The sequence below is a fragment of the Streptomyces sp. NBC_01363 genome (assembly GCF_026340595.1).
Lineage (GTDB): Bacteria > Actinomycetota > Actinomycetes > Streptomycetales > Streptomycetaceae > Streptomyces.
In genome coordinates this window covers 1,958,807-1,977,361 of record NZ_JAPEPF010000002.1, presented here as the reverse complement: position 1 = coordinate 1,977,361, position 18,555 = coordinate 1,958,807, and the positions used below count along the sequence as shown (strand labels likewise).

The 18,555-nt window shown below is 72.0% G+C and carries 18 protein-coding genes and 1 pseudogene; 11 read left to right on the top strand and 8 right to left on the bottom strand.

From position 1 onward, the window contains the following. Nucleotides 1-38: 38 nt before the first annotated feature. Entirely contained in the window at nucleotides 39-1,001 is a 963-nt protein-coding gene (locus OG611_RS36685; protein WP_266430336.1) for a helix-turn-helix domain-containing protein, read from the bottom strand. A 91-nt stretch (nucleotides 1,002-1,092) separates the two neighbouring features. On the opposite strand from OG611_RS36685, the gene OG611_RS36680 reads away from it, so the two are divergent. Then, entirely contained in the window at nucleotides 1,093-5,322 is a 4,230-nt protein-coding gene (locus OG611_RS36680; protein ID WP_323180319.1) for a S8 family serine peptidase, read from the top strand. 220 nt (nucleotides 5,323-5,542) lie between these two features. Continuing rightward, the gene (locus OG611_RS36675; protein ID WP_266430333.1) at nucleotides 5,543-6,295 is read left to right on the top strand and encodes a DUF4118 domain-containing protein; all 753 of its coding nucleotides are present in this window, start codon (nucleotides 5,543-5,545) and stop codon (nucleotides 6,293-6,295) included. A gap of 150 nt (nucleotides 6,296-6,445) precedes the next feature. On the opposite strand, the gene lysA is transcribed toward OG611_RS36675, so the two are convergent. Next, on the bottom strand, nucleotides 6,446-7,825 hold the full coding sequence (gene lysA, locus OG611_RS36670; RefSeq protein ID WP_266430330.1) for a diaminopimelate decarboxylase: 1,380 nt from the start codon (nucleotides 7,823-7,825) through the stop codon (nucleotides 6,446-6,448). Between the two features lie 17 nt (nucleotides 7,826-7,842). Then, a complete protein-coding gene (locus OG611_RS36665; RefSeq protein ID WP_266430327.1) occupies nucleotides 7,843-8,271 on the bottom strand; it encodes an SAV_915 family protein in 429 nt (142 codons plus the stop codon). A gap of 255 nt (nucleotides 8,272-8,526) precedes the next feature. Between OG611_RS36665 and OG611_RS36660 the strand changes: the two genes are divergently transcribed. From OG611_RS36660 to OG611_RS36650, 3 genes are all read left to right on the top strand, one after another. Beyond that, on the top strand, nucleotides 8,527-8,952 hold the full coding sequence (locus OG611_RS36660) for a hypothetical protein (protein ID WP_266430324.1): 426 nt from the start codon (nucleotides 8,527-8,529) through the stop codon (nucleotides 8,950-8,952). A gap of 140 nt (nucleotides 8,953-9,092) precedes the next feature. Further along, nucleotides 9,093-10,196, top strand: coding sequence for a PLP-dependent cysteine synthase family protein (locus OG611_RS36655; protein ID WP_266430321.1), 1,104 nt, complete (start codon nucleotides 9,093-9,095; stop codon nucleotides 10,194-10,196). Continuing rightward, complete coding sequence (locus OG611_RS36650) at nucleotides 10,193-11,482, top strand: MFS transporter (protein ID WP_266430318.1); 1,290 nt, start codon at nucleotides 10,193-10,195, stop codon at nucleotides 11,480-11,482. The genes OG611_RS36655 and OG611_RS36650 overlap by 4 nt, the downstream gene beginning before the upstream one ends. 87 nt (nucleotides 11,483-11,569) lie before the next feature. Here the strand turns inward: OG611_RS36650 and OG611_RS36645 are convergent, their stop codons facing one another. After that, entirely contained in the window at nucleotides 11,570-12,079 is a 510-nt protein-coding gene (locus OG611_RS36645) for an NUDIX hydrolase (protein ID WP_266430315.1), read from the bottom strand. After that, nucleotides 12,079-12,723: a hypothetical protein gene (locus OG611_RS36640; protein ID WP_266430312.1), complete on the bottom strand. Its 645-nt coding sequence runs from the start codon at nucleotides 12,721-12,723 to the stop codon at nucleotides 12,079-12,081. Before OG611_RS36640 ends, OG611_RS36645 begins: the two co-directional genes overlap by 1 nt. A gap of 113 nt (nucleotides 12,724-12,836) precedes the next feature. On the opposite strand from OG611_RS36640, the gene OG611_RS36635 reads away from it, so the two are divergent. Next, the gene (locus tag OG611_RS36635) at nucleotides 12,837-13,061 is read left to right on the top strand and encodes a hypothetical protein (protein ID WP_266430309.1); all 225 of its coding nucleotides are present in this window, start codon (nucleotides 12,837-12,839) and stop codon (nucleotides 13,059-13,061) included. Nucleotides 13,062-13,081: 20 nt separating this feature from the next. Here OG611_RS36635 and OG611_RS36630 read toward each other — a convergent pair whose 3' ends face one another. Further along, a complete protein-coding gene (locus OG611_RS36630) occupies nucleotides 13,082-14,047 on the bottom strand; it encodes a pirin family protein (RefSeq protein ID WP_266430306.1) in 966 nt (321 codons plus the stop codon). 177 nt (nucleotides 14,048-14,224) lie between these two features. Between OG611_RS36630 and OG611_RS36625 the strand changes: the two genes are divergently transcribed. Together OG611_RS36625 and OG611_RS36620 are read left to right on the top strand one after the other, a co-directional pair. Further along, nucleotides 14,225-14,614 (top strand): M48 family metallopeptidase, encoded by a 390-nt coding sequence (locus OG611_RS36625; RefSeq protein WP_266430303.1) that lies wholly within the window; start codon nucleotides 14,225-14,227, stop codon nucleotides 14,612-14,614. A 112-nt stretch (nucleotides 14,615-14,726) separates the two neighbouring features. Further along, nucleotides 14,727-15,233 (top strand): GNAT family N-acetyltransferase, encoded by a 507-nt coding sequence (locus tag OG611_RS36620; protein WP_266430300.1) that lies wholly within the window; start codon nucleotides 14,727-14,729, stop codon nucleotides 15,231-15,233. A gap of 137 nt (nucleotides 15,234-15,370) precedes the next feature. On the opposite strand, the gene OG611_RS36615 is transcribed toward OG611_RS36620, so the two are convergent. Both OG611_RS36615 and OG611_RS36610 read right to left on the bottom strand, forming a co-directional pair. Next, nucleotides 15,371-16,144 carry a CbtA family protein gene (locus OG611_RS36615; protein WP_266430297.1) on the bottom strand — a complete coding sequence of 258 codons (774 nt, stop codon included), beginning with the start codon at nucleotides 16,142-16,144 and terminating at the stop codon, nucleotides 15,371-15,373. 27 nt (nucleotides 16,145-16,171) lie between these two features. Next, a complete protein-coding gene (locus OG611_RS36610; RefSeq protein ID WP_124720415.1) occupies nucleotides 16,172-16,387 on the bottom strand; it encodes a CbtB-domain containing protein in 216 nt (71 codons plus the stop codon). Nucleotides 16,388-16,646: 259 nt separating this feature from the next. Here OG611_RS36610 and OG611_RS36605 point away from each other — a divergent pair, with 259 nt between their 5' ends. The 3 genes and pseudogenes from OG611_RS36605 to OG611_RS40790 all read left to right on the top strand — a co-directional run. After that, nucleotides 16,647-17,240: a histidine phosphatase family protein gene (locus OG611_RS36605; protein ID WP_266430292.1), complete on the top strand. Its 594-nt coding sequence runs from the start codon at nucleotides 16,647-16,649 to the stop codon at nucleotides 17,238-17,240. 171 nt (nucleotides 17,241-17,411) lie between these two features. Beyond that, nucleotides 17,412-18,293: a glycoside hydrolase family 16 protein gene (locus OG611_RS36600; RefSeq protein WP_266430289.1), complete on the top strand. Its 882-nt coding sequence runs from the start codon at nucleotides 17,412-17,414 to the stop codon at nucleotides 18,291-18,293. Then, a pseudogene (locus OG611_RS40790) lies at nucleotides 18,253-18,531 on the top strand (hypothetical protein); the annotation flags it as partial. The gene OG611_RS36600 and the pseudogene OG611_RS40790, both read left to right, overlap by 41 nt. Nucleotides 18,532-18,555 lie beyond the last annotated feature (24 nt).

The following is an 18,555-nucleotide window of genomic DNA, read 5'->3' as shown; positions in this document are numbered from 1 at the left end:
GAAACCACATCCGCTCGCACCACGCCCGGCACGAGAGTTCACAGCCAGCCGCGGCGGGCCGCGATCACACCGGCCTGGAAGCGGTTGGCGGCGCCGAGAAGGTCGTGCAGGCGGCTGATGCGACGGCGCATGGTGCGGACGGACCAGCCGAGCTGACGGGCTATCGCCTCGTCCTTGAGGCCGCTGACCAGGAGGGTGAGTACGAGTCGGTCCTCCTCGCCGAGGGGGTCCTCCGCGGGGGCGTTGAGGGGCACGGCCTGCTTCCAGCACATCTCCCAGTAGCCGGTGAGGGCGTCCAGCAGGGTGGACGGGCGGATCACCGCGGCACGGACGTCGTCGAGGTCGAGGGAGAGCGGCATCAGGGCGAGCCTGCGGTCGGCGATGGCTAGTTTGATGCCGAGTCCGGGCAGGACACGGGCCTGTTCGCCGTGCCGGACCAGCTCGCGGATGTCGTCGAGGACGCCCGGCCATTCCAGGGCCTCGGGGGCGTAGACCGCGCGGTACCGTACGCCGCGGCCGAGCGCCGTCGCCTCCACCGGGTTGGAGGTGGTCAGGGCGTACGGCGGCCGGTCCAGGGTCATCACGTCCTCGTGGGCCTCCTGCTGAAGGCGGACGAACCAGCGGCCGAGTGCCTCGCTGCCGGTGGTGATCTCCACCTCGTCCTCGTCGGTCGTGCCGGTGCGCGCGGCGGCGAACAGCCGGGACAGTTCGCCGGCCGCCGAACGGACCCTCTCCAGCTCATTGCTCCTGGCCCGTACCAGGGCCTCGACGGCGGCCCCCGGCTCGATCGCGGCGTACCGGCGGCGGGCGCCCGCGAGCCGGCCGACCAGCCCGTGGTCGCGGAGCCGGTCCAGGGCCCTGGCGACACGCTCGGCCGAACAGCCGAGGTCCGCGGTGAGTTCGGCGGGCGCCGCCGTCCGCCGGGTCAGGACAGCGCGGTAGACGCTCTCGTCGAACGGATCGATGCCTGCCGCGGTGAGTTGTGACGTCTCGGGAGTCATGGACGGATCGTGGCCCAGTCGTGCCAGCGGCAGCAATGGGCCACGAAGATCAGTTGTGCGGCAAGTGCCCTCACCACTAGGACCTTTACGCATGGCAATGAAGTCACGAAGATCGCGTCATGCCGCTCTCGCCGCCGTTGTTCTCGCCGGCACGTTGGCGGCGGCACCGGCCGCCGCCGACGCGTCCGCGCCCGACCCGTCGCAACGAGTGCTCGTCGAACTGTCCGGGAATCCCGCGGTCACCGCCGCGCCCGGTGGATCGCTGCTGTCCGCCGAGGCCGCCCGCGGCGTCGGCGCCGCCCGCCGCGCGCTCGACGCCCGGCAGGAGACCTTCCTCGGCTCGGCGAGGCACGCCGGGCTGCACCCCTCGGCGACCCGCAAACTGGGCCTGCTCATCGATGCCGTGGCGATGACGGTGCCCGCGTCCGAGGTGGGGCGGCTGTCCTCGCTGCCGGGCGTCACCGCGGTCCGCCCCGACACCCGCGTGCTGACGAAGACGGACGCGAGCGTCCCGCTGATCGGCGCACCCGGCGTCTGGCAGCGCAAGGACCCCGCCGGAAGGCGCGTCACCGGCAGGGGGACCACCGTCGCGATCCTGGACAGCGGGGTGGACTACACCCACCCCGACCTGGGTGGCGGCCTCGGCAAGGGCCACAAGGTCGTCGGCGGGCACGACTTCGTCAACGGCGACGAGGACCCGATGGACGACAACGGCCACGGCACCCACGTCGCCGGCATCGTCGCGGGCAGGGCCGCCGGGAAGGGCGGCGTCACCGGCGTGGCCCCCGGCGCGGATCTGCTGGCCTACAAGGTGATGGACGCCGACGGCTCCGGCTACACCTCGGACATCATCGCCGGGATCGAGGCGGCCTCCGATCCGGCCAACCCGCACCGCGCCGATGTCATCAACATGAGCCTCGGCGGCCCCGGCGACGGAACCGACCCGCTGGGCCGCGCCGCGACCGCGGCCGTACGAGCCGGTGTGGTCGTGGTGGCCGCGGCCGGCAACGACGGACCGGGCGCGGGGACGGTCAACAGTCCCGGCACGGCCGACGGTGTGGTCTCGGTCGGCGCGTCGACGAGCAATCTGCGGCTGCCCAGCGCCTATCTGGCGGGCCGGAAGCCCGAGTTGATCCAGAGTTACCGCGGGATCCTGTCCGCGAACCCGCCGGAGCGGCCCGTCACGGCACCGCTCGTCGATGTCGGCGAGGGCACCGCCGAGGACTGGAAGCGGGTCGGCGACGTACGCGGAAAGATCGTGCGGGGGCAGCTGCTCGTCGCCGCCGACGCCCGGTACCTGACGGCGAGCGCCGTGGAGTGGGCGCAGGAGGCGGAGAAGCGTGGCGCGATCGCCGTGCTGGCCGGGCTCCCCTCCAACGACGGCCCGGTGTTCGTCGCCGGAGCACCGGGAGAGGTCCGGCCGCCGGAGGTGAACCCCGAGCCGGGAGTGGCCCAGGCGCCGGCATCGCCCGCGCGGATCGACGCCTCCGGCGACTCGCTGCGCATGGACCGCCTGGTGGTCATGGGCGTCGACTCGACCCAGTACACGGAGTTGAGCGCCCGGCTCGCCGCCGGGAAGGTGTCGGTGACGCTGCGCGGCACCGACACCACCGACCGGATCGCCTCGTTCTCCTCACGCGGTCCCTCCCAGGACTTCGGTCTGAAGCCCGATCTGGTCGCACCGGGCGTGGAGATCCGCTCCACCGTGCCCAAGTCGTTGTACGGGCCCGGCCAGTACCGCATGTCGGGCACGTCGATGGCGGCCCCGCACGTCGCCGGTGCCGCGGCCCTGCTGCGCCAGCTGCACCCCGGCCGGACGCCCGCCGAGATCAAGGCCGAACTGATCGGCACCGCGAAGCCGCTGAGCGGCACCGGGCCCACGACGCAGGGCTCGGGCAGACTCGATGTGGCCGCGGCCGCCTCCGCCACGGTCAGCGCCTCACCGGCCTCGGTTTCGTTCGGGCTCGCCGATCTGTCCCGGCGTCACGTCGGCGGCACCGCGAAGGTGACGCTGCGGAACTCCGGCAAACGCCCGGTCACGGCCTCGCTGCGGACCGACGGTCCGGCCACCGTCTCGCCGAAGCGGGTCACCGTACCGCCCGGGAGGACCGCGACCGTCACGGTCTCGCTGCGCGTCGCCCGGCCCGCTGCCGACACCGGGATCAGCGGCCGTCTCACGGCGACTCCCGACCGGGGACCGGCGATCGGGGTGCCCTATCTGCTCGCCGTCCGGCATCTGGCCGTCCAGGCCGCGCCCGACCCGAGCGACGGCCACTCGACCGTGCACATCGCCGCGCCGACCCGGCTGGCCGCACCGCCGGTCGTCACCGTCACCCCGCCGCACGGCAAGGCCGTCCAGTACGCCTCCACCCTCGATCCGGCCAACGGCTACTACCGGGCCGAGGTGACCGGCGGCGTGGCCGGTGCCTACCGGGTCTCGGTACGCGGCACCGCAGGCACCGGACAGCGGCTCACCGGCGCCGGCGCCTTCGAGGTCACCCCGGTCGACAGTCGCGGGGACCGCTGGCAGCCGGCCGGCCCCAACAGCGAGGCCGGTGCCGTCGCCCTCTCGTCGAGCCGGCCGAAGCAGGCCGTCCTCACCCAGTACCAGAAGGCGGCTCCCTGGCTGACCACCGACAACGGCGCCTCCTGGCGCCAGTTGGGCCGGCTGCCGGTCGCGGACGGCACGGGGCCGCTCGTGGTGGACGCGAGGAATCCCGACCGCTGGTGGTACGCGGTGAACAGCGTCCACGACGGCAGTCGCCGGGGCGCTGTCCTGCGCACCGATGACAACGGCCGTACCTGGCGCACACTCGACGTCCCGGACACCCGCATCGCGGCGCTCGCCGCCGATGAACGGACCCGCACCCTGGTCGCGGTCACCTCGGACGCCCTGCTGGTCAGCACGGACGCGGGCGACCACTGGACGACGTATCCGACCGGTGTCACCGGCGCCATCACTGCCGCCGTCATCACCGGTGACACCCTCTACATGACGACGTATCACGGCGTCTGGGCCCGCTCCGGCATCGGCTCGGGCGCCCCCGGCGACGCCCGTCTGCTCTTCGCCCCGTCCGACGGAACCGTCGGCGGGCCGGCCGCCGACTCCTCGGTCGTGGCGGTGTACGTCACGGGCCGGGGCGTCGTCGGTTCCCATGACGGCGGGAAGACCTGGACCACCTTGCTGCCCATGACGGAGGGCGGCCTGCGCCTGACCGTCTCGGGTGACGACCTGTACCTGAGCACGCTGTCCGGCCACGGCCGTCTCAGCCGCGACCACGGGCGCACGTGGACCGAGGTCGCCGGGCCGTCGCGCGCGGCGGTCCCGGTGGACTACGACCGCTGGGCCGACGGTTCCGTCACCGTCTCCAGTGAGCAGGACGGTCTCTACCGGGGTGCCGCGGACGGCACCGGGTACCGGCGGATCGGCGTCCAGGGACTGACCGTCAACGATCTCGCGGTCAGCGACGGCCATCTGCTCGCCGCCACCGACAGCGCGGTCTTCCGGACCGCCCTTCCCGTCGCGAACCCGGAGTGGGGCCGGTCGGGCGGCGAGGGCAGGAGGGGCGTCGGCGTCCCGCAACTCGCCGTGTCGGCCAAGGATCCGAAGGTGATCTGGAAGGTCCGGCGCACCGCGTTCGGCGCGTTCACCGTCGAGCGCAGCGGGGACGGCGGTGCCACCTGGGAGAAGAGGGGCAGTTCGGCGGAGGTGCCGACGGCGCTGCTGGTCCACCCCGCCGACCCGAACCGGGTGATGGTCGGCTTCCGGAGCCTTCTGGGCGAGGGGCTGTTCGCCACCAGCGACGGGGGCGCGACGTGGAAGAACCTCTACCACGACCGCTCCTTCGGCACCATCGTGGGCGATCCGGCAAATCCGCTGCGCCTGTGGCTCGGCAACACCGACGGTCTCTACCGTTCGGACGACGGCGGGGTGACCGTCAGCAAGGTCGCCGACGGCCCGGTGACCGCGATCGACCTCGACGGACGGCGTCTCGTCATCGGCGGCGAGAGCGTCCGCGTCAGTACCGACGGCGGCCGGACCTTCCGCACCGCGGACACCGGTGCTCTCGCGATCCATGTCTCCGACCTGCTCCGGGTGAAGGACACGTTGTACGCGGCCACCACCAGCTCCCGGGACAGCGGCCTGCTGCAAGGCGGCCGCGGCGTACTGCGCAGCACCGACCGCGGTCTGAGCTGGCACAACATCTCCACCGGCCTGCAGAACACCGACACCACCAAACTGGCCGCGAGTCCGGACGGCCGCACGCTCTACGTCGGCACCATCGACGGCGGCGTGCACCGTCTCGACCTGCGCCACTGATCACCGCGTACGCGGGGCGCCCGGACGGAGATTCCGTCCGGGCGCCCCGCGGGCGCTTCAGCGGCGGCTTCGGCGCCTTCCGGCCGTGACAGCGCTCGCCGCCCCGGCGGCATCCCTGGTGCACGCCCGCCAGGGATTACGGGACGGCCCTCAGCCGGGGCCCGGCTACCGCTTCCGGCTGCGAAGGAGCATCGTGGAAGACAGACCTCAGGAGGCAGGCATGTCCGGTTTCCCCCTGCGGGACAGCATGGCCGTGGCCGCCGCCCTGGTCTGCCCGCCCGCCGTCGCCGGGCTGCTGGTGCCTTTCCGTACGGACCTCACCAGCACCAACACGGCACTGATCCTCGTCGTGGTCGTCGTGGCGGTCGCCGCCATCGGGAACCGGGTGGCCGGCGCGCTCGCGGCGCTTTCGGCCGCCGTCTGGTTCGACTTCTTCCTCACCGTGCCGTACCAACGCTTCACCATCGACAAAGGCGACGACATCCAGACGGCCGTGCTGCTCCTGGTGGTCGGCCTGGTCGTCTCGCAGCTGGCGGCGCGGGCCCGACGGCTGCGGGTGGTCGCCATCACCGACGCGGGTCACCTGGCCACGATCCACGACACCGCTCAGCTGGCGCAGTCCACGAATTCCCCCGACGCGGTGGTCGACCATGTCCGGGGCGAGCTGACCCGGCTGCTCGGGCTGAAGGGCTGCCGGTTCGAGTACGGAACGCTGCTGGGGCACCCGCCGCGGCTGGAACAGGACGGCGACGTGGTCGTCGGGCGGCGTACATGGGACATGGCACGGAGGGGCTGGCCGCAGGAGGAGGTCGAGTTGCGCGCGATCGGCAACGGCCACTACTACGGCAGGTTCATGCTCACGCCGACGCCCGGCGCGGAACCCGCCTCGTTGCAGGCGAGGCTGGTGGCGGTGACCCTGGCCGACCAGGCGGGGGCGGCCATGGCGACGACCGGCCCGAAGGGACACGGCTGACGGGGCGTGGCGCGTTCGGGTTCGCGGCCTGCCGCGAGATCCGGACGGCATCGCGCGGACTTCGCCGTCGGGGGGAGGACAGCCGAAACGGGGACGGGCGGCGTCGCGGGCCCGCGTGCCATCGGCTCGGAGGGCCCGCGTGCCATCGGCTCAGAGACCGACGTCGCGGCCGTTGATGTCGGCGAGGGATTCGCGGCGGACCAGTAGCCGCGCGCGGCCGTCCGCGACGGCGACCACCGGCGGGCGGCCGACCGCGTTGTAACTGGATGCCATGGACAGGTGGTAGGCGCCCGCGACCGGGACGGCCACCAGGTCCCCGGGGCGGATGTCGCCGGGCATGGTCACATCGGCGGCGAGCACATCGCCCGCCTCGCAATGCCGGCCGACGACGGTCGCCGTGCAGGGCTCGGCCGTCGAGCGCCGGCCGATGAGCCGGGGCGCGTAACGTACGCCGTACAGGGCGGGCCTCGGGTTGTCGCTCATTCCGCCGTCCACGGCCACGAAGATCCGGTCGCCGGTCCGCTTCACCGCGAGCACCCGGTAGAGCGCCACACCCGCGGGCCCGACCAGCGCACGGCCGGGCTCGACGGTGAGCCGGGGGACGGGGAGGCCGGCCGCGCTGCAGCTCGTGGCCAGTTCCCGGCGGACGCGGGCGCCGAGGGACGGTATGTCGAGCGCGGTCTCGCCCGGCCGGTAGGCGACCGCGTGCCCGCCGCCGAGGTCCAGCTCCGGCAGGACGATTCCGTGCTGGTGGCGGATCTGGGCGAGCAGCCCGACGACCCGTCGCAGCGCGGTCAGGTAGGGCTTGACGGTGGTGATCTGCGAACCGATGTGGCAGTGCAGTCCGACGAGTTCCAGCCGTGGCTGGTCGAGGATCCGCGCGACGGCGTGCTGAGCGCTCCCGTCGGTGATCGACAGCCCGAACTTCTGGTCGTCCGTGCCGGTGCGGATCGCGGCGTGACTGCCCGCGCTCACACCCGGAACCACACGCACCAGCACCTTCTGGCGGGCGCCGTCCGGGACGAGCGCGGAGAGCCGGGCGATCTCCCACGCGCTGTCGATGACGATCCGCCCGACGCCCAGGCGCAGCGCGGCGTCCAGGTCGTCCGGACTCTTGGCGTTGCCGTGCAGCACGATGCGCTCGGGCGGGAAGCCGGTCGTCACGGCGAACTCCAGCTCGCCCGCGGAGCAGACGTCCAGGCCGAGGCCCTCCTCCTGCACCCAGCGCAGGAGGGCACGGCAGAGGAATGCCTTCGCCGCGTAGACGACATCGGTGTCCGGGAAGGACCGCAGATAGGTGCGGCAGCGTTCCCGCACCTCGCCCTCGTCCAGGAGATAGACCGGTGTGCCGAACCGCTCGGCCGCCTCCACGAGGGAGACGCCTGCCACCGCGACATCGTCGCGGGAGGTGAGCCGCGCCGAAGCGGGCCAGACGGACAGGCCTGCCGCGTTGCCGGGCGGCACGGGGGCCGCGTGGGGCACGGTCGGTGCGGGCGTCGGAGCCGACGGCCCGGGAAGTGTTGTGGTCATGGTGTTCCCCCAGCCGATCAAGAGGTTGATGCAGGAGACAACGACTGTGTTCCGGCCGCGCGGACCACATCGACCGCTCGCAGATTCCGGACCGGCCGGCGCTCGCGTTGTGGCGCGGGGGCCGTGCGGCGGGTGAGCCGCGCGGAGGAGGCGGCACCGGGACCCGGGACAGCGAGCAGCGGGTCGATGACGAGATCGACGACCCCCAACGGCGCGACGAGCGCGCGTACCGCCGGCTCGGACAGCCGGATCCAGGTCTGCCGCTGCCCGAGGGTGAGGAGCAGCTGCCGCTCGTGGGTGAAGGCGACGGCGGTACGTGCACCGAGAGGCGTACGGAAGAGGCGGACGCAGTGGCCCGCGGGCCCCGACCGGACCGGAACGAACAGTCCTCCGGTCCGGTTCGGTTGAAGGGGGTCGGGGTCCTCGGCACACTGGTTGTCGTTCATGGCACTCCTCGTGGAGACGGGTACATCACCCCGGACTACTGGCAAGCCGGGACATACCAGTGACGCTATGCCCGCTCCTGCCCGACCGAACATCTCCGTTAGCGCTCCCTTGATCCCGCACGGACGCCCCTTGACGCACGATTGACGACGGCATCGTCGTCCAGCCCCGCCGAACGCCGCCGGGCCCCGAAATCGCATTGCGGCGAGCCGACCGGCCAGTGTGACTTCGCGTGTTCGTTTGGGTACTTTGAGTCAATGATCGGTGCGGCGTCGTTCTCCCCGGCATATCGCCGCATGTGGGACGGCGGCGTGCTCCTCCTACTGCTCTGGCTGGTCTTCCACCTCCTGAGCTGCGCACACAGCCATGGCACGGCGTTCGACACCCATCACGGCCCGACGAACGCGGTTGCCGCAGCCGCCGCTCCTGCGGCGACACCGCCCGGTCCGGCCGCGGCGTCGTCTCCCGATCCGGCACCGTGCTGCCCCGAGACGGATCACACGGCGGACTGGATCCGCATCGACGCCCCACCCCCTCCCGCCCCGGGAGGGGCGCTCCCGGTGGAGGTCCGGCCCTGGGCGCCCGCCGCCGCCCTGCCGGGCAACGGGACGGCTCGGGCACCCGATCACGGCCTCCTCGGCGGGCGGTGCATCCTCACGGCCCTGTGCGTGGCGCGGACCTGACCGGGCCCGCACAGCCGCCCACCCGCTGCACACCCGTCCGGCCCGTGCCGGACCGGATCGGGCCGCTGTGTGTCCGCTCCCTGATCCCCCGATGCCCCGACGGCCGCTGCCGGCCCGGGGCGAGGAGCCGTGACACCTTCATGAACATCCCCTCGTACGCCCCTGCCCCGACATCTGCCCGTGGACCTTCCGGTCTGGTGGGCCGCACGCCGGTGCTGTGGATCGGTGAACCCTTCGCCGACGCCGGCCGTGGTTTCTGGGCCAAGCTCGAAGGCGCCAACCCGGGCGGCATCAAGGACCGCCCCGGCCTGCACATGGTGGCCCGCGCCCGGGAGCGCGGCGATCTGGTCCACGGTGCGCCGGTCATCGAATCCTCCAGCGGCACCCTGGGACTGGGCCTGGCCCTGGCCGGGATCGCCTTCGGACATCCGGTCACCGTGGTCTCCGACCCCGGACTCGAGCCGGGAATCCGCCGGGCGCTGGTCGCCTACGGCGCCCGCGTCGAGACCGTCACCACCGCGCACCCGGTGGGCGGCTGGCAGCAGGCCCGGCGCGAGAAGGTGGCCGAACTGCTCACCGGAACTCCCGGAGCGTGGTGCCCCGACCAGTACAACAACCCCGACAACGTGGCGGCCTACGCCCCGTTGGCCGCCGAACTCGTCGCGCAACTGGGCCGCGTCGACGTCCTGGTCGCTTCCGTCGGAACCGGCGGCCACTCCGCGGGGGTCTCGGCCGCGCTGCGCCGGACGTTCCCGGACCTGGCGCTGATCGGCGTGGACTCGACCCGTTCGACGATCTTCGGGCAGCCGGCCGGGCCGCGGCTGATGCGCGGGCTGGGTTCCAGCATCCACCCGGGCAATGTCGCCTACCCGGCATTCACCGAGGTCCACTGGGTGGCCCCGGCCGAGGCGGTCCGCTCCTGCCGGTCGCTGGCCCGCCACCACTACGCCTCGGGCGGCTGGAGCGTCGGCGCGGTCGCGATGGTCGCCGGATGGGCCGCCCGCACCTGCCCCGCCGGAACAAGGATCGCCGCGATCTTTCCCGACGGACCCCATCGCTATCTCGACACCATCTACAACGACGGCTGGTGCCACGGCCACAGCCTCCTGGACCCCCCGGTGCCGCTGCCGGACGAGCCGGACGAGATCACCGACCCGGGCGAGCGCACCGTGACGTCCTGGACGCGTTGCCGAACGGTCACCGGCCCGGCCGTCGTCCCTGCCGTACTGGCGGGTGCCCGGTGAGGCGGCTGCGCGCGCAGGTGCGCTCCTTCGAGCCCGGCATCCGGCTGCTGATGGTCAACCAGTTCGGCATCAACCTCGGCTTCTACATGCTCATGCCCTACCTCGCCGACCACCTCGCCCACGGCCTCGGCCTGGCCGCGTGGGCGGTCGGCCTCGTCCTGGGCGTACGCAACCTCTCCCAGCAGGGCATGTTCTGGCTCGGCGGGACCCTGGCCGACCGGATCGGCTACAAACCCATGATCCTGACCGGCTGCGCTCTGCGGACCGGAGCGTTCGCGCTGCTGGCCCTGGCCGACACCGTGCCCGCGCTGATCATCGCCTCCGCCGCGACCGGGTTCGCCGGCGCCCTGTTCAACCCCGCCGTCCGCGCCTACCTCGCCCAGGGCGCCGGAGAGCGCCGGGTGGAGGCGTTCGCCGTCTTCAACGTCTTCTATCAGGCGGGCATCCTGCTCGGCCCGCTCGCCGGGCTCGCCCTGCTCACCCTCGACTTCCGGGTGGTGTGCGCCGCGTCCGCGACCGTGTTCGGGGTCCTGGCCGTCGTCCAGGCCCGTGCCCTGCCGGCACGGCGTCCGGCACCGGACGCGGAGCGTACGAGTGGGTGGCGGGGCATCGCGACGGACTGGCGGACGATTCTTCGCAACCGGCCCTTCGTCCTGTTCTCCGCCGCGATGGCCGGCTCGTACCTGCTGGCCTTCCAGGCCTACCTCGCCCTGCCCCTGCAGGCCCGCACCCTGCTGGGCGACGACAGCGGCACCGCGATGGGTGTGGTCTTCGCCGTCTCCGCCGCGGTCGCGGTCGCCGGTCAGCTCCGGCTGACCGACTGGGCCAGGAAACACCTGGCCCCGCCGAAAGCGATCGCGCTCGGCCTGGCCGTCATGGGCGCCGCGTTCCTGCCCCTGCTGCCGGGCCCGCACCACCGCGGCCACGGACTGACCGCCGTACTCGGGCTCGGGGGCCTGGTGGCGTGCGCGGCGCTGTTGGCCGCGGGTGCCGCGCTGCTGTACCCGTTCGAGATGGACACGCTGGTCCGGCTCTCGGGACAGCGTCTGGTGGCCACCTACTACGGCGCCTACAGCACCGTGGCCGGCCTCGCCGTCGCCCTCGGGAACCTCGCCGTGGGAGCCCTGTTCGACCTGGCCACCCGTACCCATGCCCCCTGGCTGCCGTGGACCGCGCTGTCCGTGCTCGGTCTCGCCTGTGCCGCCGCCCTGACCGGCCTGCGCCGCACCGGGCACCTGCACCTCGCTCCCACCGCGGCACCGGCCCAAGCGCCGACCACGGCGTGAGAGCGCGGAGACCGTCGGCCTCGCACCCGTTCCGTGCGAGGTCGCCGCCGCCCCGGGAGACGGTCGGCAGTACCGGCTCCGTCGCGCCTACGCCCCGTACTGTGCTCGCACGGCCAGTGCGATCAGGTCGTGGATCAGGAATTCTCCGGGCGCGCGGTTGTCCTTCAGACGGGCGAGGTCGTCGGGGCCGAACCAGTCGAAGGCGGAGTGCTTGGACCGTTCCAGGACCGGGTTGCCCAAGTCACCGTCGACCTCGACGAGATAGTCGGCCTCGTGACGGAGTCCGGCGCCGTCGTCGCCGGTCCAGGTGCTGGTGCCGAGGAACCGCCGCACGTGGCGCAGGCGCCAGCCGGTCTCTTCCTCGATCTCGCGGGCGAGAGCGTCCAAGAGGGTCTCGCCGGCCTCGACGTGGCCGCCCACGATGTCCCACGTGTCGGGAAAGAGCCGGCGGTCCGAGCTACGCCTCTGGGCGAAGGCCGCACCGTTCCGGTCGAGGATGACCGCACCGACGGTCCAGACCGAACCGGGCACGGGAACGGGCACCTCGACATCGTCGTTCACGGTGAACTGCGAGACCGCGCCCCGGTACTGACGCATCACTTCTCCAGGTCGCCGTTCCTGACAGCCACCTGATCCGACCACGGCGCAAGAACCGTCGTACGCGACTCGGGATGCTCCCGCAGCCAGGCCAGGAGCGGGAGCAACTCGGTGGCCGGAGCGTACAGACGGAGCGAAGCCGCTCCGTCCTCACGGCGGGTTCTTCCCGTGATGCGGTAGGTGCTTGCCGGGCGGGCGAGATCGATATGCGGTCCGTCCGCCACCCGTGCCCCGAGGATCTCGTCCCAGGGCACCTCGACGGCTCCGTACATGTTCGATCGCACCACCGTCGGGGTGAGCTCGACCGTCGGCCTTCTGGGCCTGCGCAGGACGCGCGCACCGACCACGGCGAAGGCGGCGGACACGAGCAGCAGAAGTCCGAGCCCGAGCATCACGACCGGCCGGGACCGGCCGGGCTCTCCGTAGCGATTCGGCGTCGGCATGTACGCGTCGCCCCAATGTGCCACCGCGCTGCCGCAGATCGCGACCGCGGCAACCGCCAGCAGGCCCGCCAGCACGATGAGCGACGCGGCTCGACGGCGTGCCCGGCGGAGCTCCGCCGGCTGCTGCGGCGCGTGGACGACACCCGACTCCGTCGATCGCCACAGTCCGCCGATTCGGGGAGGCATCGCGGCGGGGAACATGCACATGACCTTACAGCGGAGGCCATACCGGCCATCCGGGCCCGTCGTCGGGCGAGGCGGTCAGCGCCGACACAGCCACACCCGACGCAACAAGGTCGGGCCAACCCAAGTACATGCAGGTTACCGTCAGTCTTGATCACGCTGCGGTACCCGGGGCGAACGCGCCCCGCTGGACCGAACCCTCGGTGGGCGGCGCCCAGGTGACCCCGCCCCATTTGCCGACCACGGCGATCTTCGACGGATCGGAGTCCCTGGGGCCCCTCCGGGGCGACCCGGTCGACGAGGCCGAGGCCCTCACCATCCGGTACGAGTCCCGCCTCAGCAACTTCGGCCTCTGAACCCGGGCGTCACCGTCCGGTCAACGCACCCGCCCTCGTGGTTTCAGCGCCACGGGCGGCAGTTCGGGGGCCGGCAGCCGGTCGCCGTCGTAGCCGTGGACCTCGCCGAAGCGGGATCCGCCCATCCACGCCCTCCGCGCCTCCTCGATCTCCTCGTGGGACCGTCCGATGAAGTTCCACCACATGACGATCTCCTCCTCGAACGGCTCGCCGCCGAGAAGCATGAGGCCCGCGTCGGTATCCCCGCGCAAGGGGAGTTCGGTACGGCCGCAACCGAGGTAGAGCATCGAACCGGGAAGCACGGGCACGCCGTCGACCTCGGCCTGACCGGACATGGAGAGCACCGCGTACTCGAAGTCCGGGTCGAGCGGCAGCCTGGCCTCGGCACCGGCGGTCAGGGCGATGTCGGCGCCGACGATCGGGGTGTACGCGGTGCCGGGCGAGGTGGCGCCGTCGAGTTCGCCCAGGATCAGGGTGGCGGTGAGGCCCGGGGCCGAAACGGCCGGCAGGTCGGTGTGGTGCTGGAAATGGGGCTCGACGTGGCGGTGTGCGTCGGGCAGCGCGACCCAGAGCTGGGCGCCGTGCAGAAACCTCGCGTGGGACTTCGGGCTCTCCTCGGAGTGGCTGATGGCCCGGCCGGAGGTCATCAGGCCCAGCTCGCGCGGACGGATCGTGCGGAGACTGCCGAGGCTGTCCCGGTGCAGGACCTCGCCGTCGTGCAGCCAGCTGACCGTCTGCAGACCCATGTGAGGGTGGGGCGGCACCTGCATCCCGGGTTCGCCCGCGATGTCGTCGGGGCCGTAATGATCGACGAAGGCCCAGGCGCCGACCATCCGGCGGCCCAGGTTGGGCAGCAGCCTGCGAACCTCGGTGGACTCGCCCAGCCGGACATGGCGAGGGGTGAGGAGTTCGCGTACGGGCTCGGCGACGACGAAGCCACGTCCCCCGCAGACGGAGAGTGCGGCCTGGCGATCGAGATTGCTCATGGCGCTCAACCTATTCCTGCGCGGGGCCGGGGATGACGTACCCACGCCGACAATTTAGTGGAATATTCAACCACCATGCCGTGTTGCGGCCATTGCGGGATGACCGGGCGGGAGCCGGGTCAGTGGCTGGACGGAGCCGGGCGCGATCCGGGGACGATCCATGACGGAGGAGGTCAAGTGAGCGACACCTACTACGAGTTCGGCACGGCTGCCGACCGCTGGAACCGTGCGCAGATGTTCTTCGAGGCGAAGGAGTACATGACCGCGGCCCGGATCCTGGAAGGGCTGGTCGAGGAGGTCCCGGAGCAGGTGTCGCCGCGTCTGCTGCTGGCCCGGACCTACTACCACTCGGCACGGCTCGGCAGGGCCGAGGCGGAGCTGCGGGCGGTACTGGAGCGCGACCCGGTGGAGCACTACGCGCGGCTGATGCTCGGCCGCACGCTTGAGCGCCAGGGTCGGAGCGCGGAGGCAGCCGGTCATCTGCGGATGGCGGCGGTGTTCTCCGGAGACTTCGACTTCGACTCCGGTTCAGGCGGGACGAGTTCCCCGGAGCCTTCCACCGGGTGAGCCCGGGAAGGCCCCGACGGGGTCGCGCCCCACGCCTCCGGCCGGTGGGATCCCGGCCGGACCATTCAATTCGGATGCCGGCCGCCCGTCCCGCGTGATACTTCACTCGCTCATGACCGACCTAGAGACCCCACGCCTCCTGCTCCACCCGATGAACGCCTCCGACGCCTTGCATGTGAGGGCGGGCACACCGGGGGACGGGGCGCACTGGGCGCCCGGCTACCCCTCCCCCGGCGAGAAGGCCGCGGCCGAGCGCTTTCTCGACACCTGCGCGAGGACCGGTGATCCCAGCCCCTTCGGTTCGTACGAGATACGCCGCCGCGAGGACGGCCGGGTGATCGGCGGGATGGGGTTCCACGGCGCGCCCGACGAGAACGGGAACGTCACTATCGGTTACGGCCTCGTCCCCTCGGCCCGGGGGATGGGGTACGCCTCCGAGGCCTTGCGCGCCCTGCTCCGGTTCGCCCGCGAGCAGGGTGTGAGCCGTGTGCACGGTGACGCCGACCTGGACAACATCGCGTCGCAGCGCGTCATGGAAGCCGTCGGTATGCGCCTGGTGAAGGAGGACGGGACATTGAAGTACTACCGGATCGACTGGGGCCCGCGGGCCGAGGAGTGAGCCGGTGGCCGCCGGGCCCGCGGTGACGGGTCCGGCCGTCGGCCCGGCCCGCGCACGGCAAACGCCGGAACCGCGCCGGGAGCTCCCGGCGCGGTTCCGGTCGACGGCCTGCCCGCATATGCCGTGTGTCGTGCCGGTCAGCCGGCCGCAGTGGCCGCCCGGTTCGCGCCGCTGTTCGCGGCCGCGGCGGTGCCGGTTCCCGGTACGAGAAGCCGGTCCGTCAGATAGCCGAAGAAGAGGCCGAAGGTCGCCCAGAGGGTGGCCTGCACGGCGAGGGTGCTCAGACGGAACTCCCACAGCAGGGCGGCCGGGAAGTCCTTGCCGACCTCGTTGTACGAGGGCAGGAACACGTAGGCGAGCCCGATCACCAGGACGTAGGCGACGGATGCCGCGATCGTCGCGTTCCAATTGCCCAGGCGGGGAGCCAGCCGTCTGCCGAGGATGACCGCGGCGACGGCCAGCAGCACACTGAAGGCGACCATCAGGAAGAACAGGGCGGTACGTCTGCCGATGGTGTCGGGATTGCCGACGGCCGGCGGGTTGGCCGGGTACTTCAGGAACGGCACGACGTACACCGTCAGCAGGGCCGCACCCGCGATCAGCGCGGCCGTGGCCCGGGGGCCGAATCTGCCGATCCGGCCGAGGGCGTAGCAGAAGACGAGGGCGGCGATGCCGCCGATCGCCACACCGAAGACGAGCACACCGGTGGCGAGGCCGGCGGTGGACTGCATGGTGCGGCTGACCAGTTCCTCGCCGCCGTCGTGGTGATGGCTGTGCGACTCCTCCAGAGCGATGGCCGCGTCCACACGCGACTCGCCGAGGAAGTAGGCGACGAGCAGAGCGAGCGCACCCGCGGCGAGGCCGGCCAGCATGCCGCGGACGAGCAGGGCTCTGACAGATATGGAGTTCATGAGGGTTCCCCTGGATCGAACGGTACGTCAGTGGCAGGGGAAACCGAGGAGGTGGCGGCCGTCGTGGACCCACTCGTGGACACCTTCGCCGGAGATGACCGCGGTGGCGCCCTGCTCGGCGCCGACGAAGTACAGCAGTACGAGCATGAGGATGCCGAAGAAGACCGCCCACGGGGCAATGGCCTTCAGGGAGATGGGGGTGATCGCCGGTACGGCGGTGGCGGGGGCAGCAGTCTGTGCCATGGCAGAACCTCCTGAGGGAACACGCGTCCCGATCGTGGTGCCTGAGACGTGGGTGCTGGGTCTGACTTCCCGCACAGGTACGGGTTCACAGTGGCGCGACCGTGCCGGATTCTCACCGGACTTCCGTCACACCTACGTCATGTTCGCCGTGACCATACCGCTTGGGGACAGGCACCGCCATGGTGCCGGTGACCGGGCAGGATCGCCCTGATGCCATGGTGGGCACAGAGGGGCCGGAGTTCAGGGAGTCGAGCGGGTCATGACGGTACAGGTGATGCTGATCTCACCGGCGCTCAACGCCGCGCTGCGCGAGGCCCGTTTCGACGGCGACGCGCCGCTCGACGCTGCGGGGGCCCGCCGGTGCAGAGCCGCCGCGGCAGCGGTGCCCGCCGCCGACCGGCAGCTGCGCGGGCCGTCCGAGCGGTGCGCCGGGACCGCCGACGCGCTGGGGCTGCGCGCCGGGCCCGAACCGGCCGTCCGTGGCTGGGACATGGGCCGCTGGAGCGGCCGACGGCTGGCGGCGGTCGGCGCCGAGGAGCCGGAGGCGGTGTCGGCGTGGCTCACCGACCCCTCGGCGGCTCCCCATGGCGGCGAGTCCCTGCTGGAGCTCTGTTCCCGGGCCGGGCGCTGGCTGGAGACGCTGGAGTCCGCCGGGGGCGGGGCGGGCCTCCGCGTGCTGGGCGTCGTCGAGCCGGCGGTGGTGCGGGCGGTGATCGTCGGGGCGCTGGCCCTGCCGCCGGAGGCGTTCTGGCGGCTGGACGTCGCCCCACTGACCCTGACCGGGCTCAGCGGCCGGTCCGGCCGGTGGAACCTGCGGTGCGGACAGCCGCTGCCCCCCGCACCGGCCGACTGATCCCGTCGCTGAATGCAAGAAGTGTGGTCCATACCAAGCCCTTGACACCGTGTTGGTTCACTTCTTAAATCTCATACAGAACCAAGACCTCTCCCTGCTCCCCCCACAACTGGTCTTTGTCATATGCATGGCAATCACTCGACCACTCTGTTCCGCACGGGAAGGACCCCCATGACCTCCCCCCGCCCACCCCGCCGACTGCTCCTGTCCGCGCTCTGCGCGCTGTCCGCACTCGCCCTGGTCCCGGCCTCTTCCGGTCTCGCGGCCGGAGTGCCCGCGCCCGGACCGCGGGCCGCGGCAGCGGCGTTCACCGATGACTTCGACGGCCCCGCGGGCTCCGCCGTGGACGGCGCCAAGTGGCAGATCGAGACCGGCGACAACGTCAACAACCATGAACGGCAGTACTACACGGCCGGGAACAGCAACGCGGCGCTCGACGGCCAGGGTCATCTGGTCATCACGGCGCGTCGCGAGAATCCGAACAACTACCAGTGCTGGTACGGGACCTGCGAGTACACCTCGGCACGGCTGAACACCGCCGGCAGGTTCACCCAGACGTACGGACACGTCGAGGCGAGGATGAAGGTGCCGCGCGGTCAGGGCATGTGGCCGGCCTTCTGGATGCTGGGCGACGACATCGGCCAGGTCGGCTGGCCGAACTCGGGCGAGATCGACGTCATGGAGAACGTCGGCTTCGAACCATCCACGGTCCACGGCACGTTGCACGGTCCGGGCTACTCCGGCTCCGGTGGCATCGGCGCCGCCTACACCCTGCCCGGCGGCCAGGCGTTCGCCGACGACTTCCACACCTTCGCCGTCGACTGGGCGCCCGGCTCGGTGAGCTGGTCGGTGGACGGAAACGTCTTCCAGCGCCGTACGCCCGCCGACCTCGGCGGCAACAACTGGGTGTTCGACAAGCCCTTCTTCCTGATCCTCAACCTCGCGGTCGGCGGCTACTGGCCCGGCGACCCGGACGGCAGCACCTCCTTCCCGCAGCAGCTCGTCGTCGACCATGTGCGGGTCACCACCAGCGATCTCCGGCCGCCTGTCTGACCAGTCGGCCCTGCCGGTGAGTCCTGGTCACAGCATCCGCAAACGACTGGTTGCGACCGCCCCGCCCGCCGAGGATGGCGGTCTACTCGGGGAGGTGGCGGGAATGCCGTCGAAACGTGTCGTGGCCGGGGACGATCCCGTGCTGCGATTTCGCGGAGCGGTGTCGTTGCAGCACGGACCGGGCTGGGTCGCGCCCTGGCGGGTGCCCCACCAGGAGGCGGAACCGCATCTGCCGGAGGGCGGGATCGGGCGGGCCGCGATG